The 16525-nt window shown below is 46.9% G+C and carries 12 protein-coding genes; 5 read left to right on the forward strand and 7 right to left on the reverse strand.

Annotated elements, in window-relative coordinates:
- Positions 1 to 159: 159 nt before the first annotated feature.
- The 7 genes from ABD031_RS00165 to ABD031_RS00195 all read right to left on the reverse strand — a co-directional run bounded on the left by ABD031_RS00165 (position 160) and on the right by ABD031_RS00195 (position 10491).
- The gene (locus ABD031_RS00165; RefSeq protein ID WP_343847753.1) at positions 160 to 1419 is read right to left on the reverse strand and encodes a DUF2254 domain-containing protein; all 1260 of its coding nucleotides are present in this window, start codon (positions 1417 to 1419) and stop codon (positions 160 to 162) included.
- 63 nt (positions 1420 to 1482) lie between these two features.
- Complete coding sequence (locus tag ABD031_RS00170; RefSeq protein WP_343847754.1) at positions 1483 to 1836, reverse strand: nuclear transport factor 2 family protein; 354 nt, start codon at positions 1834 to 1836, stop codon at positions 1483 to 1485.
- A gap of 245 nt (positions 1837 to 2081) precedes the next feature.
- On the reverse strand, positions 2082 to 3239 hold the full coding sequence (locus tag ABD031_RS00175) for a sialidase family protein (protein WP_343847755.1): 1158 nt from the start codon (positions 3237 to 3239) through the stop codon (positions 2082 to 2084).
- A gap of 563 nt (positions 3240 to 3802) precedes the next feature.
- Positions 3803 to 5911 (reverse strand): M28 family peptidase, encoded by a 2109-nt coding sequence (locus ABD031_RS00180; protein WP_343847756.1) that lies wholly within the window; start codon positions 5909 to 5911, stop codon positions 3803 to 3805.
- A 166-nt stretch (positions 5912 to 6077) separates the two neighbouring features.
- Entirely contained in the window at positions 6078 to 7379 is a 1302-nt protein-coding gene (locus ABD031_RS00185) for an amidohydrolase family protein (protein ID WP_343847757.1), read from the reverse strand.
- A 24-nt stretch (positions 7380 to 7403) separates the two neighbouring features.
- Positions 7404 to 8792: an amidohydrolase family protein gene (locus tag ABD031_RS00190; protein WP_343847758.1), complete on the reverse strand. Its 1389-nt coding sequence runs from the start codon at positions 8790 to 8792 to the stop codon at positions 7404 to 7406.
- 4 nt (positions 8793 to 8796) lie between these two features.
- On the reverse strand, positions 8797 to 10491 hold the full coding sequence (locus ABD031_RS00195) for an amidohydrolase family protein (RefSeq protein WP_343847759.1): 1695 nt from the start codon (positions 10489 to 10491) through the stop codon (positions 8797 to 8799).
- Positions 10492 to 10720: 229 nt separating this feature from the next.
- On the opposite strand from ABD031_RS00195, the gene ABD031_RS00200 reads away from it, so the two are divergent.
- Genes ABD031_RS00200 through ABD031_RS00220 form a run of 5 tightly spaced genes read left to right on the forward strand, consistent with a single transcriptional unit; the run spans position 10721 to position 16520 of the window.
- Positions 10721 to 11080 (forward strand): response regulator transcription factor, encoded by a 360-nt coding sequence (locus ABD031_RS00200; RefSeq protein ID WP_343847760.1) that lies wholly within the window; start codon positions 10721 to 10723, stop codon positions 11078 to 11080.
- A 6-nt stretch (positions 11081 to 11086) separates the two neighbouring features.
- The gene (locus ABD031_RS00205) at positions 11087 to 12664 is read left to right on the forward strand and encodes a hypothetical protein (protein ID WP_343847761.1); all 1578 of its coding nucleotides are present in this window, start codon (positions 11087 to 11089) and stop codon (positions 12662 to 12664) included.
- On the forward strand, positions 12657 to 14117 hold the full coding sequence (locus tag ABD031_RS00210) for a glycosyltransferase family 2 protein (protein WP_343847762.1): 1461 nt from the start codon (positions 12657 to 12659) through the stop codon (positions 14115 to 14117). The genes ABD031_RS00205 and ABD031_RS00210 overlap by 8 nt, the downstream gene beginning before the upstream one ends.
- Positions 14114 to 15343: a YaiO family outer membrane beta-barrel protein gene (locus ABD031_RS00215; RefSeq protein WP_343847763.1), complete on the forward strand. Its 1230-nt coding sequence runs from the start codon at positions 14114 to 14116 to the stop codon at positions 15341 to 15343. Before ABD031_RS00210 ends, ABD031_RS00215 begins: the two co-directional genes overlap by 4 nt.
- A gap of 13 nt (positions 15344 to 15356) precedes the next feature.
- Positions 15357 to 16520, forward strand: coding sequence for a hypothetical protein (locus ABD031_RS00220; RefSeq protein WP_343847764.1), 1164 nt, complete (start codon positions 15357 to 15359; stop codon positions 16518 to 16520).
- The last annotated feature ends 5 nt before the right edge of the window (positions 16521 to 16525 follow it).

A 16525-nucleotide genomic window follows, 5' to 3' on the forward strand; every position in this document is an offset into this window, starting at 1 on the left:
AGATGGAATTCCAAGATGTAGGGAAGTAGTCATGCACTTCTAGATTGGGTAGGGCAATGGTGTTGGTAAAGCTTTTGTGACCACACCTTAAGGCAACTCGCCGGGAGCAACCAGCGATCCTGTTGGCGGGAATGAATTCCAAAGCTGTTGTTGATCTGACTATCGGCCTAGGTTTTTGAACAAGCAGTTCCGTTCCAATAGCTCTAGATCAGGTTTGAAGGTGATCGCTTGTTCCGCTCTTTGGAAGGCGAGTTTTGAATTTTTGATAGCCCATTCTTTTAGCTCGGGCTTGTCGATGGTGGCCAATGCGGCAAAGGCTTTCTGCATTCTTAGCATCACCTCGACATTGTCGGCTCCGTCTCTTGCTATCGGGCGGAACGCGTCGTCGAAGAAATCCTCCATGACGATATCGGGAACCTCTATCCGATCAAATTCCACCTTACCTTCAGCAGGGCTTTGCTTTTGATTCCATAGAAAGAACAGTCGTTCGTGGCTTCCGATGATTTGAATCGCCGTGCCAGGGTCATTGACTCCCGGAGATAGGGCCCGACTAGCTATCTCAGACAAAGCAATCAACCCAAACCTTGGATCGTCGTCAAAAAGTCTCGTGTTCCCAATCGTGATCGCTTCGTTTAGCTTCTCCATAATGGGAGCCAAGTCCACATTATTGTTTGGTGAAATGTAGGCGACTGTATAATTTTTATGGACAAACTTACCGGGAAGACAAGTGACTCTGATTGTCAGGCCATTTTCCTCAGCGAGGGTTTGCAAGGACTCCATTTGCAAATATTGGACGTAGCCGACAGCGGTAGCAAGCACGGCAATTTCGCCAGGCTTTTCGCCCTTTGCAGGTTGGCCTTTGTGATGCGGATGTTTGATATAGGAGGATAGGGATTTGCTGACGACCGCTTCAATCTGGCTGATGGTGTGATCCATACGTCCAAGTCGAGAGATTCTGTTTACCCATTTTAAAAAAGTCAGGATGACTGTCGAGAATAAGATCAGTGTCAATAAAAACAGAATGAATTTCCCTGCTTTTTCGTAATAGCCGTGGTCAAGCGCTATTGTCGCAACAATGCTAAAGATAAATGCCCCGATGAAGATAGAAAGCGCATTCTGAGAGACGTCGTCAGTGACCACAATTTTGAAAGATCGAGGCGTGGCCGTAGTGCTTGCTGAGGCAAAGGCTGAAAGCATCGAGGCTACCGCAAATATTGCAATGACCAACATGCTTGCTGAAATCGTGTCCAACAGGCTGCCTAGTGACTCGGCGTCTATTTCAGGGACATGCTTCGCTATCTCGAACCTATCTGCTTGGTGGGCTATCAGTGCGCCCCCGACTGAGAGCAAACAAAGTATAAATGGCCTAAACCACAATTGCTCTCGAATTCGGTTGAAGTAAAAAAGTATTTTTTCCATGTGGTCACTTGGGTTTTCATCGCAAAGCTACTGATTCAGATCGGGGCATTGGTGCGTGGGAATTCAGGTTTCCTCCGTCGGAATACAGTAAGAGGTAATGTTCAGGATTTTTCCATTGTTGTCAAACTCGTACAGGTCGCAGGCAGCAACGAAAGAAAGAACTTGGCTGTCTCGGGTAAATTTGCCCGTTCCGTTCACGACAACTTTGTTATCCTGGACGATTACATTCAAGGTTGTAAATGTTGTATTGACCGATCTGAAATACGCGGATACCTGAGTGCAGTTTTCAACTATCGCTGGTTTGCCTATAAATTTAATGTCTCCTACAATCTCCCAATCTGCCTCGTCTGACAGATGTTCGATGATTTTATCAAATTCCCCATTTGAAAATGAAACAGCGATTTCTTCTTTACTCATCTCATTAGCGCGGTTTAGTGTGTGGTTGTTTTAAGCACTTTCTGGTAGAAACGAAATAGAAACATCGTGTTCTTTCTATGGCTTCATCGAGTCTATCCAGACATCCGTTGCCCTGTCCGCAAAATAGGCTGTAGGATTAAATGGGATTTTTATCTCTCGTAAATGCATAAATTTTTTGGCTACGTAATGATGGTTGCGTACCCTTTGCGAGCGCACGCAACATAAATTGACTATCGCTCAATCCATCACTTAGTCGGTTTGATTTCCAAAATAGTACCCGCAATATGGCGTGTACCATTTGCGAGGTTGAAATAATAGATGACTAACACCCGATCTTTGGTTAATTGCACTGGCCAAGAATAACCAAGATCTGAAGTACCACCATCATCCCTCAATATAAACTCGGGTGCTGTCTTAAAATCTGTACATTCAGCATTTAAAATTCGGGCTCGTATCCCAAACGGTTTGTGACGATAGCCATACGTGAGCAATACCCGTCCATCGGGAAGTTGCAATGCATTTAATGGATGTCCCTGAAATCCCATACTTTCCCAGTTAAAAGTCTTTCCTCCGTCTTGAGAGCGAGAGATAAAAGCTTGATCGTCTATGCCTGCTGTTCTTAAGAAGCCAACCAAATCCCCTTTGGGCGTTACATAGATAGATGCTTCATTAAAGGATATTTTTTCGTCGGTGGCTACTACTCCTGATTGCTCCCATGTCAGTCCTTTATCTTTAGAGATCAACAAATGGTTGGAGGTCTTTTTGGGAGCGTCAGTGACCGCAACGATCCAATAGATATCTTCATTTTTTGCTTCATACATCGCACCGCGGTTGTATGCCGGAACCGGAGCTCCAATCGCGTTGAAATTAATTTCTTGCGCGACATGGGGAGGATAAATAGGGGCTGACCAGGTCTTTCCTCCATTGATTGATCGTAAGATATATCCCCCCAAAAACACGGCACCTTCTCCTGCATGAAAGTAGGGCGTTTTGAGGTTGTCTAAGCCTGCTGGATTTACAAATGCCCATCCATAACTCGCGCATAGAATCGTTTTATCTTTCAATTGGATTAGGCATGGATCCTGAGAGCCACCGAGGGGATTGGCATAAATTAACTCAGGAGTTTTTGTCCAATTTTCCCCATCCTTAGAGCGTACCATCACCAATTGGCTAGTCGGGTCGGTGTGGTCAGATCCTTTTTCACCAAACATTTTCCGATCGGGTGCCCTGCGGAAAGCGACGAATAATTCGTTATTGGGCCTTTTGATTACGGAAGGAAAAGCGGAATAAAACATCGAATCCTCATAGATTACGATGTCTTTTATTTTTTCAATAGTTTGTGCATAGCCGATTTGTAATACCGAGAGAATAAAAAAGGGCGTCAAAAGGAACTGTTTTGCCATTGTAATTTTCTATTGATCGAGATATAAAGTGTATTTACCTACTAGATTTAGAAAAACTGAGCGAACGACCAGTTAGATGAGTGGGTTTAAAAAGCACTAATTTTTCCGCAGGCAGAAAGCCGCGCCTTGATTTAAATCTAAAACTTGTCGTGGACTTTCCAATCGCTACTAAAATGTCCAGACTAATCTCAAGATAGCAGGATTCACGGTTTCAAAGAACTGATTTTTGGGTTTTCTTGCAATGGATAGATTCCCACTGCCAATGAACAGATCGATTCCAGTCTTGAAGAGAAAATCGGGATCTTCGCGTTGACGCTGAAAAGATTCAGCAACACTTCAGTTTAACCCTTCGAGGTTCTGAAAAAAACTCAAAGGTGGTCTCCTACCGGAAACAGAGAGTTGCATTTACTTGGTTGAAAACATAAAAACCTGTGACTATCTTTAATCACAGGTTTTTGAAAGATGTCCTACATTCTCACTACCTAGTAACAGATTGTTTCAAGTTCCGATGAAAAATCGGGACGTTCGCGACGAAACGGGGCGGAGGTGCACAACACTCCGATTTAATACCGCTTCGGTTGAAGGAGCTTTGTCAATGCATCAATCTTTTTGCTAAGATCTGAGATAGCCTTGGCATATCTGCTGTCCCACTCTTCGAGTCTTGCGGTGCTCCTGATGGCGACCTCATATTGGATGCCGGGAAGGATCCAAGAGGCATAGCCCGAGAAAGGATCGTTGCAGACATAGAGGGACTTGTACCACTCACCATAATACATGCCTTTGGGATCGATCCAGCTTTTCTCCAAACCGATCAGCCCAGCATTGATTTTCTTAAGATGGCTTGGATGGATGGTTTCCTCGGAAATTGACTGATGAAGCGTCTTTTGATAGCTTTCGGAGCTTGCAGCCAGGGTAGCCAAAGCCGCTTCGACCTGATCAAAACCTGCAAAATTGGGGTCTAGCTCTTTCACATTTTTCACAGCCTGTTCAAAGTGTCCCTTTAGATCCTGCGAATACCTCGGCACGTCGTAGGGGATTACTGCGGCATTGGCCTGACGGATCGCAACCAATCCAAAAACCTGGGCTACAGCACCGCCCATCTTGAAGCTTGGATCAGAAAACTTAGAATAGTAGTGGAAATTATCAGAGTTGGAGTGGTAGGCCGTCGGTCCGCCGGAGCCTCCGCTCAGAGAAGGAATGCCGGCGTGCATGTAGAAGGCGATGTGATCCGATCCGCCACCGAGGTTGCCGATTCTTGGCTCTTCGTTTTTCCCTGCCCAGATTTCAAAGACAGTCTTTGCAGAATCGGGATAGGTCACTTCTTTGGAGGCATCGATGATCAGCTTTTTCAATGTCGGAGCAGCAGAAGCGCCGAAGTTGCGGCCGGAAGCCCCACCGTCAAAGTTCATGTAAGAGATTGCTTTGGCTCCCAATTCTTTTTTCAGATGTTCTACCCATTCAGTGGAACCGATCACGCCTTGCTCTTCGGCATCCCAATGTCCGATGAGGATAGACCTGGAAGGCTTTTGGCCACTTTTGTAAAGATCACCCAATGCTTCCGCAAAGGTCAGCAACATCGCAGTGCCCGAGTTGGGGTCGGTCGCACCAAAGCTCCAGGCATCGTAGTGCGAGCCAAGGATAACCCACTCATCGGGATGGTCTTTGCCCACAAAAGTCCCAACGACATTGTTTGCCCGAATAAATTCCGGCTTCTGGTCCACCATTACGCGGACTTTAAGCTCAGAGCCTCCAGTGACACGGTATTTGAAATCGAATCCGCCTTGCCAAGCCTCAGGAACTTCCGAACCTGTCATTCGGCTAAGAATTTCTTTGGCAGAACCGTAGCCAATCGGGGTCACGGGGATCGTGTGGAACGCCACGTCAGCAGGGTCGTCGCGCTTGACCTTCTTCTTTCCGTCTAGGGGAAGTGCGGGTCTGCCGGGAGTCAATGGATCTCCGGTGAAGTCTAAGGTCAGCATGGATCCTCGCTGGATGGTGGTTTCATTGAAATAGGGGCCTTTCGGATACACCTCGCCTTTGGTATAGCCGGAGTCCTTTGGATCCGTATAGACCACCAAGCCAACCATGCCGTATTGCTCGGCATATTTGGCTTTGTAGCCTCGGAAGTTGCCGCCGTAGCGAGCCACGGCCACTTTGCCTTTCAGATCTACACCCATTTCGGCAAGTTTTTCGAAGTCTTCTCGTGTGCCGTAATTGACATACACGACCTCAGCGGTCACGTCTCCGCTGCCGGAGAAGGCATTGAAACCGAGATGGAGTCTGGGGTCGTTAGAAAAAGGGTCTTCGTCGATTACTCCTTCTTTTTGAGAAAGCGTCATCTGAACGGGAGAGATGATCTGAAGCTCCGATTTGCCGGGGTGATTGGGCAGATAGACATCGTAAGGCCAGACTTTTACTTCCATTCCAGCATCAGACATAATCTTGACCATATAGTCTTTGACCAACTCATTTTCCGGCGTACCAGCGATGTGAGGGTTTTTGGTGAGTTCGGAGAGGTGGCCTTTGAATCGGCTGAACTTGTCGGAGTTCAGGAAATTTTGCTCAAAGATTTTTTCCTCAGCAAACTGAGAGGGGAGAAAGCCGTCCTGCTGCGCAAATGCTCCGATCGAAAAGAGGGAAGCAGCGGTGAGAGAGAGTAGGTGTTTTTTCATTTTAAGGCGGTTGGAAAGTAGGATGCTCGACAAGCTCAGCACCCCATTTTCAGGGCGAAAAAGTTATCGGAGACAATCGAATTATAGCGTTCGAAATCATAAATATCGAACGTTGAATTTCAAACTAAAAAGGCCACGAAATCTTTTTCATGGCCTTTTTTTTAAATTAATTGGCGTTCAGACCAGGAGATCGTTCGAGGAACTCCTGATACAATCGGATGTGTCTGTTGGACATCGGAATCATGTACCCGTCGATAAAGACGTGGATGATTTGCGACTTGGTTTCTAAGGGATCACCGGTCGAGATGACCAAGTTGGCGCGCTTCCCTGCTTCGACCGAACCGTACTGGTCCGCGATACCGAAGATCTCGGCAGGGTTGATGGTGATGGCTTTGAGCGCTTCCTCTTTGCCGAGACCATAAGCTGCCGCAAAAGCAGCGTGGAAAGGCAGGTTGCGCACGTTTTCCTCTTCGTCTGTACGAATGGCAACTTTCACCCCTGCTTTAGCCATCTTACCGGCGTTGGCATATGGAGTGTCATAGCGGTCAGACTGGCGAGTTGGAAGTTCCTGCACCGGACCGGTGATCACGGGGATTCCGGCTTTGGCGATCTCGTCTGCCACTCTCCATCCTTCGGCGACACCGGAGAAGATCACCTTGATGTCTTTGTCTGCTACCCATTTGATTGCACTTTGGATATCAGAAGCGGCGTCCACAACGATGAGCAGGGGAAGTTCTCCAGACACCGCCTTAGACAGCTGATCCATCTCAGGATAATACTGGAGTTCTGCGCCGGCCTTTTTCAAGCTTAGATAGTTTTTGGCATTGTCCCAGACTTCGTTTGCCTCTTTGATCGCTTTTTCGGAGTCTTTTTTGACATCTTCGTCAGACCTGCGATCAAATCTACCTCTTCGCCCGGAACTCGGGAAGTTCATGACGATGGCCTTGAAGCCGCCGTACATCTGATCGGGTGTGTACCCGTTGAGGTTGATCAGCGCTGCTGTGCCGGGGAAAAGTCCGCCGGTAGGGACCGTCAATACGGTAGTCACACCAGAAACGCGGGTGACTCCGATGGCTTCCGCGTTGGGATTGACCGTAGTCAACGCCTGCATGTTTGGTGTGACGTCGCCGATTTCGGCATAGTCGACTGTCTCGGCTACGGAACTGACCTCAACCAAGCCGAGGCGGGTTCCGCCGTCGATCATTCCCGGGTAGATAAACTTGCCAGTGCAGTCGATGACTTCGGCGCCGTCAGCACTGATGTCGGTGCCGACCTGGGAGATTTTTCCGTTTTCAACCAAGACAGAGGCATTGGTCAGGGTTCCCTTGGTGACAGTCACCACGGTAGCATTTTGTAAAAGAAATTTTCCTGTGCGAGGCTTCACAAATTCCCCGTCGATCTGTGCCATCACTGCCACTGGTAGCAGGGCTAGGAGCGAGGCGCAAAAGGTTTTTAAAATTCTGTTCATGATAGGATTGAATTTTCGGGGTGATTAAAGTATTTCTTCGAAGAAAGCTCCCTGGAAAGCCTCAAAATAGGCATCTACATCCTGAAGGCACTGATGATCATCCTCTGCATGCAGGAATATTGGCTCGACCATCTCGGTCGCGCTGACAAACTGGCGCTGATCGTCTTGGTCGGCTTTAATGTCAAAATACTTCACACCATCCACAAAGGTCATCTGAGGTACCGCATAGGAAGAAAGTGGATGCCCTTCGAAGATCACCAAGTCCGCCTGCTTGCCAACTTCAATAGAACCGACTTTGTCGTCGATGCCCAATTGTTTGGCTGGGTTAATCGTAATCATAGACAAGGCTTCGTCATCAGTCAACCCCCCATAGCGCTGCGTCTTGGCAGCTTCATGGTAGAGGTGGCGGATCAATTCAGCCGAGTCGGAGTTGATCGAAGTGATCACGCCGTTGCGCTGAAGGATAGCGGCGTTGAAGGCAGTAGAGTAATATACCTCCATCTTATATGCCCACCAATCTGCAAAGACAGAAGCGCCCATGGTGTATTCGGCGATTTCCGGAGCTACTTTGAATCCTTCATTCGTATGCTGGAAGACCAGTTTGGTGATTCCAAAATCCTTGGCCACGTTGATCAGCATGTAGATCTCATCTGCTCGATACGAGTGGCAGTGGATGATGATCTTGCCGTCTAGGATATCAGCAAGGGTTTTCAGCCGGTCGTTGTAAACTGGCGGCGAGGTAGTGTTGCCTTTTTGCCCTTTGGCACTGTTGTAGCCTGCCCAAGCTTTTTTGTATTGGAGTGCTTCGCTAAATCCGTTTCTTAGCACAGCTTCCACACCCATTCTTGTGCGTGGTTGGATGTTGTTGCCTCGACCATGTACTCGGGTAGGATTTTCTCCCAAAGCAAACTTGATCGTACGCGGAGCGTCCTGCATGATGATGTCCGCAGGATCCGTAGATCCCCAACGATGTTTTAGCGTGGCATTTTGTCCACCAACTACGTTGGCGGATCCGTGCATGGCGTGTGAGATCGTCACACCACCGGCTAGAGCGCGGTAGAGTCCTATCTCAAAAGGATTGACCACGTCTTTCATTCTGACTTCGGCGACGATAGGAGCGGAGGCTTCGTTGACGACGTCGAGTGCGACGTGGGAGTGAGCATCAATGATACCGGGCATCAGAAATTTGCCGGTGCCGTCGATCGTTTCAACACCAGATGGTGCCTTCAGATTTTGTCCTACCTGCTTGATGATTCCGTCCTGGACCAGGACATCTGAATTTTCCAGATTGCCCTTGGTCACGGTGAGTACCGTGGCGTTTTTTATCAGTACGCTGCCTTTTGGTGTCTGTGCTTGGGAATAATTCAACCCCATTCCCAACAAAGCAGCAAGTATAATTTTGAGCTTTTTCATGTTTTTAGAAGGTTAGGCTTGGAGTGGTGAGTTTGGCAGACATCGGAAATGAACCGAACTGAGCGACAGACATGGTTCCGTCCATCTCCTTTCCGGAGATTTCTCCAGAAATGGTGACAGTTAGGGTATTTCCGCCTGCATTCACTTCAAATTCAAAGGTGAGTGTCTTACCGTTCAATGACACATTTTTGATGGGAGTACTTATTTTGCCTCCGCCGGAAGGATCGTCATAGGAAATAGTGCCGGAGTAGTCATCGCCCTCTTTGGTAATAGTAATCTCTCCGCCAGAGGAGCCAGCCGGAGTTTCGGAAGTATATTCCCAGACGCCATCTACTTTCACCGCACCGTTATCGGACTTGCCATTTTCCTTGGCAGTCTTTTTCTTAATCTCGTAATCAAATACATAACCGTCGGCGACGACATGCTTGATCTGAGCAGATTCTTTGAAGATAGAGTCAGTGCTAATTACGAAATTGGCCATCTTGCCCTTTTCGATTGTGCCCGCCACCCTGCTAATTCCAAGGATTTGAGCAGGATTTGTGGTCAAAGCAGCCAATGCTGCTTTTTCGCTCAGTCCGTTTTTGATCATGGCTTGAACGGCTTTTAAGGCGTCACCCGGTTTGGTATCTGCGGTAGAGAATCCAAAGGAGATTCCCGCTTTTTCCAAAAGAGATGCCTGGGCGAGTGCTTTTTCGTAGGCTTCCTTCACCCGATCGTATTGGGCCTTGGTAGCCACCGAAGCGCTGTCGGCCTTTTGGCTTTTTATTGCCTTGTCGTCAGGTACTTGCAGTTTGATTAAGACCGGCACTCCAGTGCTTTTGAGCAAGTCAACTACGGTTTCATAGTTTTCCAGTCCGGTGAGAATCAGCTTGAAGCCCAGTTCTTTTTGAAGAGAGATGGCTCTTCTCGCTTCCAGATCTGACTCGACGGTAAAGATGACCGGGATTTGTTTTTGTACTACTGCGGCCATGCCGGTCTGCGTAGGAGTCATTTCCGGTCGGGATACGCCTGCAGTGGACGCATACAGCTTGGAGTGATCGAGTGCCAGTGTGGTGTTCTGATAGACGTCTCGGAACTTGGCCATCACGCCGACTGCAGTGGCGGGATACATGCCCCGTGACCCTTTGAAGTTTGCAGCCAGGGCGGTGTTTTCCAGTAGCACATTGACCGAGCGGTCGTTGCCCAATACCATAATGGAGGCCTTGCCTGGGATCATTCCCCCATCAGGCAAGACTTGGCTAATGGTGAATCCTGCCTTTCTCCAGTCGTCGACCTGATTGCCGCTGATAGAAAATTGGTCAGACGCTGACCGCCAGGGCGTGATGCCGGCGATCTCATCCGATGGCGCTGATGATACAAAATCCTTGGGTCTCTCCAAGTCCTTTGGTTTGGTGATTCCGGTCAGACCGGCTCCGTCGATGAATCCGGGATAGACATAGAGGGAGTCTCCGGGGATAAGTTGTGCTTCCTTGGGGAGCTGGACGTTGGCTCCTATACCAAGGATTACGCCGTCCCGGAACAGCACACTGCCTTTGGTTGCCTGCTGTCCAGGAGATGCGAAAATCGTGGCGTTGGTGATTGCGTAGGTTTCGGTTACTCTCCGCTTTCCGGTTGGGTCACTTTGAGCCCATGCGGTCTGCGCGAGAATACCAGTCATGAGCAAACCGGCCATTCCTGCTTTCAGAAATTGTCTTTTCATTCGATTAGTGGTTATTCTTCAATGAGCAAGCTACTAAAAGGAGACCCACCGTTGGGAATGTATTATTTTTGAGAAACTATTTTTTTGATCAATGGTCAGGAATCGCAGTCAAACTGCTTTTTAGTGCATACTATATACAATTGTAGTGGAAAGCGCCTTTTATGAACGGTTACGTGCGTTTGCAATCTATACTTTGATGCTATCTTTAAGTTCGCGTTAAGCCGCTTCTATGAAAAAAATTCTCATTATCGAGGACGATTTGCTTATTTCCAGTTTAGTTCAATTTAGGTTGAAAAAAGACGGATATGAAACGCACCTAGTCTGCGACGGCAACGAGGGGATTCTTGCGATTGATGCTCTTAACCCTGATCTGATTATCACTGACGTGATGATGCCATTTCGTAGTGGAATTGAAATCATCCACCACGCCAAGCAGTCTCAGCCCAATACTCCGATTATAGTTCTGAGTTCGCTTGGTGAAGAAGAGCAGGTGGTACTGGAAGCTTTTAATATGGGAGTGGCGGATTTTATCCCCAAACCATTTAATCCCAATGAGCTGGCTATCAGGGTCAAGCGAATACTCAAATAGAGTGCAATGATTAGGATTTTTTGCTGGACAATCGTTGGTCTTTTACTTTTTTTGCCTGGGTGGATTCAAGCACAAGAAGACTTTATTCCTGAGGATTCAGTGGAGTTTCGGGATTTCTTGATTTTGCAGAAAGAAGTGACCGGGCTTGGCTATCGGTTTTTTATTCCTGAGGCGCAGCTTCCGGACTCTTTGCACGTGGATTCGCTCTTTCAGTTTAGCCAGACTGTTTCAGGCTTTGAATCCAGATACTTCGTTGATTTTACCAAAGCAAAAGAGCTGGAAAACACACTCATCAACAAGGGTGTAAGCTACAGACTAGATTATATCGTTTTGTCAGAGGTTGTTTCAACCAGTGCTGCCCAAGAATATTTGGTCGATCTGGTCAGAGATGCAGACTACCCGATCAAGCGAGGGGAACTGAAGCCAACCGAGGACTTCGTGTCTCTTGCATCCCAAACCCCATATTCTCCGACTAAGCAGTTCAAGTTGAAGTTCCTTTCTGATTATCGGCTGTTTGTAGTGACTGTCATGATCATCTTTTTCTTTCTGGTGGCTTCGATCATGATAGTCAGCATGTTGAGTATGAAGGCGGGGAAAAACAAAAGAGAAAACCTGCAAAAAGAATATGGAAAGCGAATCATTGCCCCATTGACTTCATTGCTTTTTGAAAAAGAACTACACGAAATCCAAGAGATGGAACTAGAAGAAATCCATTCTTTTTTCCCAAAAAACCTGCTTGCAAGACCGATGTATCAGCACGTCCTAATTGACAACATCATCGGTCTGAATAAAAAAATGAAGGGTGATTTTAAGGAAAAACTTAAGGCGCTTTACAAAAAACTGGGGCTGGATAAGATCTCTATCAAAACCCTGCATCACAAAAAATGGGACCGTGCAACGATGGCTTTGGTGCAAATCAACGAAATGGACTTGGTGGAAGCGTTGCCTGAGGTGAAAAAATTCACCAATTCTACGAACTTTCATGTTCGCTCCATGGCCGTAGCGACGCTGCTCAATCTATCTGAGAAAGTAGATTTGATTTTCCTTAGAGACCAGACGTATCCGCTTTCGCTTTGGCAGCAGATGAACTATCTGAGAATCATTCGGTTTGTCGGCTCGCAGAAAGGCTTGAAACTCGAAATTCTGTTTGATTCCAAAAATCAAAGTATTCGGATTTTCGGAATCAAGCTGGTGAGGATCTTGGGAAGGGTAGATTTGATCGAAAAACTTGCAGGCATTGCGGGGGGTGTTTCGGAAGAGGAAAAGGAAGAGATCTTGGAAACCTACGCCGCCTTGGGTGCTTATATGGAAACTGCGTTCATCAATGATTGCCTTAAGTCTTCAAATCGAGCCCTTTCGTTGGCTGCTGCGAAGGCTGCTGCTGTGGTTGGAGATTCGGGTTCTGCGGATATTTTAGTTGATTTGATCGGCGCAGAAACTGTTTTCCGAAAGAAGCATAGCTATCTAAAAAGCTTGTATGGTGTTGACAAGGATAAATTTGCAGAGGTTACTTTGAACAATGCCAATCCTGAGATGCTAGAACTTAGGAATCACATTTTAGACCCGATGTTGCAAAATGTATAGTTTTCTGTTTTATACCATTCTGGAGGTGTTTGGGCTGATATTTCTCATTCTCAGCTTTTCAGTGATTGCAATCTATTTGATACTGATGGCGTTGAGCGCTCTTGAGATGCGGGACTTTCTCCGTAAAAACAGGTTTGCTGACTATGGCGACATCGTTACTTCTCCCATTGCCCCCGGCGTCTCTATCCTTGCTCCGGCTTACAATGAAGGCCAGAATATCGTACAAAATGTGCAGAGCTTGCTTTCTCTCCACTATGGGAAGTTTGAGGTGATCCTCATCAATGATGGATCCAAGGACGATACACTGCAGAAATTGATCGAGTCTTTTAAGATGGAGAAAACCAGCTATGCATATCATCCCGAGATTGAAACCAAAGCGGTGAGGGGGATTTATAGATCCAAAAACATGTCCTATCGCCGTCTGACCGTGATCGACAAGGAGAATGGCGGGAAGGCGGATGCGCTCAACACGGGAATAAATATTGCTTCCTTGGAAATTTTGGCTTGCATCGATGTGGACTGTATCCTTTCGAGTGAGTCAATCTCCAGAATGGTACGACCGTTTATGGAAGAAACCAACAAAAAGGTAATTGCGGTCGGTGGCGTAATTGGTATTGCCAACAACTGCGATGTCCAAGACGGAACGGTGACGAAATACAGGGTTCCAGAGACTACATTGGGTAAATTTCAGGTGATCGAATATCTCCGGGCATTTCTCATGGGTCGTATGGCTTGGTCTAGAATCAATGGATTGATGTTGATTTCAGGGGCATTTGGATTTTTCAGAAAGGATCTTGTCAGAGAGGTAGGGGGGTATTTTCCGAAGACTGTTGGTGAGGATATGGAACTGATCGTGAGGATGAGGCGATTCATGGATGAGAAAAAGATCCCGTATAAAGTCGGCTTTGTTCCAGATCCACTTTGTTGGACAGAAGTTCCCGAAACCGAAGACGTTCTTTCGCGTCAGCGCAACCGATGGATGAGAGGCACGATTGAAACTTTGCAGTTGCATCAAGCCTTGCGACTCAATCCTAAATATGGAATATTAGGAATGCTTTCCTATCCGTTTTGGTCTGTTTTCGAAAAATCAGCTCCGATCTTGGAGACAGCGGGTATTGTCTACACGGCAATTCTGCTGGTGATCGGAGACTTCAGTACGGTGTACTTCGTAGCCCTATTGTTGATGATGTACTTGCTATCGCTCTTGGTTTCCTCCTTCAGCGTACTCTATGAACAAATCGCCTTTAATCGATACAAAGATAAAAACGACCTGAGAAAACTGATTTGGATCATTATCACAGAGCCGTTCGTCATTCACCCCAAGGTCGTCTTTTGGGGACTGATGGGACACATCGACTTTATCAAGGGAAAAGGGGGATGGGGATCTATGATTCGAACGGGTTTCAAAAAAGCCGAGGATAGAAAAAATTTAGCTGAACAAACAACCACATGATCAGAAAGATCTTTTTGACGGGAATAGCCGCGTTTTTGATAGTGATTTCCATGAAGGCCCAAGATTCATTTGACCCGGATGAACTTTTGGTTCAAGCAAGGGACTTGATATTTGATGACCAGTATTTGGAAGGTAGAAAGATCGCTTTCCGCGCTTTGGACAAATATCCCAACTATGCCGATATCTTGATTTTGGTGGGAAGAAGCTATGCCTGGGAAGGAAAAAATGACTCAGCAAGTATTTACCTGGAGCGGGCGATAGTAGCCTCTCCTGGCTATGCAGATGGCTATGTAGCGTACATGGATAACCTTTTTTGGTCGGAAAATCTATCCAAAGCGGATGAAATACTTGCTCGAGCAAAATCGAACTTAGGCAGTCCAACTCCGGATGAAATCATCTACCGCGAATCCCGGTTGCTGTACTATCGCGACCAGTACAATGAGGCCTATGATCTGGTAGAGCCACTTTTTGACAAAGGTTTCAATCAAGAGGGGATGCTCGGCTATATGAGAAATCTTGAGCGCTTGATGATGGTAAATGCGGTGGGTGCAACCTATGACTATGATACCTTCATGGGAGACATAGATTCCTGGCATACCTGGTCAGTATATGGTAGAACAAGGACAAAGCTAACGGGAGCATTGATCGCGAGAGTAACTCAGTCTCTGAGGTATGACGGTTTTGGGACTTTGGTTGAGTTGGATGCTTACCCCTCCATCGGAGAAAACGGCTATGCCTATCTTAATATTGGTGGGTCGGGCGCTTCCTTTTTCCCAAAGTTGAGAGTCGGCGCATCCTACTACCACAACTTGGAAAAAGCATGGGAGGTCGAAGCAGGTTACCGATACCTCGGATTCTCGAGTGCAACTCACATCATCACGGGATCAGTGGGCAAGTATATAGCCAACTGGTGGCTGAACATGAGGGTTAATGTGATTCCGGATGATACTGGCACGAGTACTTCCGGCCAGTTTACGGCGAGATACTACTTCAAGACTGCGGAAGACTTCTTCAGCCTGCAGTTGAGCTCAGGGGTCTCTCCGGATGAAGAGACGAGGGATCAGTCTCAGTTGCTCAATTCCTATCGGGCTAGGGTAGGTTATCAGCAGCTGATCTCTCCAAAATTTATGATCTACGGATACACCGGCTATAGCAGGGATGAACTAAGCACGGACAATTACAGAAACAACATCAATCTTTCCCTTGGATTTGAATACCGATTCTAGGCTGAGTTAATCCATGAAAGAGGAACTGAAAATCTATCTCTATCGGCTGTGGCCTGTTATCGTTTTGGTGATAGGGTTGCCACTTTTGAGCTTTGTCATCTGGTTGCTGATTCCCGCCAAGTCACTTGATATTTTGGTCATAGACAAAACAGTCAAAGATAATTCCTATCGGGAGCATGCTGGTCTTTTTTGGACCTTGGATCATTTGAAATATAGAAGGTCGTCCGGTGAGGCTTATTCCGCTGACCAAGATTACCTTGGGTTTTTTCCAAATGGAAAGGCTGATTTTGGTGTTGTCAAAGACCTGACAAGCAGGTCGGATCAGGAGATCGGAGAACTTGTCTCCCGGACCAACCTCATCTATCTGGCGGATACCTATGGAGTCTATGAGGGCAATTTTGAGCAAACTGCCAAAGACGAAATGAGTAAGAAGGTCTATGGGGGCATGAACAGTTCGGATCTTAGATTGGTCAAGATGGCAATTGAGCAGGGAAAAAATGTCGTGGCTGAGTTCAACTCCATCGCATCGCCCACTTCGCCGTTGATCCGGACGGAGTTTGAAAATCTCATGGGTGTGAAGTGGACAGGCTGGATCGGTCGATACTTTGATGAACTGGATACAGCCATTAACAGGGATATTCCCACCTGGATGATTCGGCAATATCAACGTCAGCACGAGACATGGAATTTGGTTGGCCCAGGATTGATTTTTATCAAAGAAAGCGGTGAGATAGAAGCTTTTGTTTACCAGAAAGAGTATGACAACCAAGTGCCTCTGATCCGAACTCAAAAGATGAACAAGCTTGGGTTTCACCTTCCTGAAGTTGTTCCCTACCCGGATTGGTTTGACATCATGATGATCGAGCGGGAATACGAGGTGATCTCCTATTACGACATCAACCCTACGGCTGAAGGCGTTCAAAAACTTAGAAGTATGGGATTGCCCCGATTTTTTCCGGCAGCAGTAGTTCGCAAACTTGGGGAGGGCAGCCAATATTATTTTTCAGGCGATTTTTCGGATATGGAAGGAACGTTTGGTGCAGCTCATTTTTTTGGTTTACCGGTGCTATGGAGAGGGCTGTACGTCGCGTCAGACTATACAGATAGACAAAGTTTCTACTGGAACTATTACTATCCTCTGATCAGTCAGGTGTTGGAGAAGGTTGGTGAGGAATGAAGTGA

Origin of the sequence: Algoriphagus jejuensis (genome assembly GCF_039523455.1) — a bacterium.
Lineage (GTDB): Bacteria > Bacteroidota > Bacteroidia > Cytophagales > Cyclobacteriaceae > Algoriphagus > Algoriphagus jejuensis.

Bases quoted from the DNA above. Each gene is read 5' to 3' on its own strand.
- ABD031_RS00165 (WP_343847753.1), bottom strand. From the start codon at position 1,419: ATGGAAAAAATACTTTTTTACTTCAACCGAATTCGAGAGCAATTGTGG.
- ABD031_RS00170 (WP_343847754.1), bottom strand. From the start codon at position 1,836: ATGAGTAAAGAAGAAATCGCTGTTTCATTTTCAAATGGGGAATTTGAT.
- ABD031_RS00175 (WP_343847755.1), bottom strand. From the start codon at position 3,239: ATGGCAAAACAGTTCCTTTTGACGCCCTTTTTTATTCTCTCGGTATTA.
- ABD031_RS00180 (WP_343847756.1), bottom strand. From the start codon at position 5,911: ATGAAAAAACACCTACTCTCTCTCACCGCTGCTTCCCTCTTTTCGATC.
- ABD031_RS00185 (WP_343847757.1), bottom strand. From the start codon at position 7,379: ATGAACAGAATTTTAAAAACCTTTTGCGCCTCGCTCCTAGCCCTGCTA.
- ABD031_RS00190 (WP_343847758.1), bottom strand. From the start codon at position 8,792: ATGAAAAAGCTCAAAATTATACTTGCTGCTTTGTTGGGAATGGGGTTG.
- ABD031_RS00195 (WP_343847759.1), bottom strand. From the start codon at position 10,491: ATGAAAAGACAATTTCTGAAAGCAGGAATGGCCGGTTTGCTCATGACT.
- ABD031_RS00200 (WP_343847760.1), top strand. From the start codon at position 10,721: ATGAAAAAAATTCTCATTATCGAGGACGATTTGCTTATTTCCAGTTTA.
- ABD031_RS00205 (WP_343847761.1), top strand. From the start codon at position 11,087: ATGATTAGGATTTTTTGCTGGACAATCGTTGGTCTTTTACTTTTTTTG.
- ABD031_RS00210 (WP_343847762.1), top strand. From the start codon at position 12,657: ATGTATAGTTTTCTGTTTTATACCATTCTGGAGGTGTTTGGGCTGATA.
- ABD031_RS00215 (WP_343847763.1), top strand. From the start codon at position 14,114: ATGATCAGAAAGATCTTTTTGACGGGAATAGCCGCGTTTTTGATAGTG.
- ABD031_RS00220 (WP_343847764.1), top strand. From the start codon at position 15,357: ATGAAAGAGGAACTGAAAATCTATCTCTATCGGCTGTGGCCTGTTATC.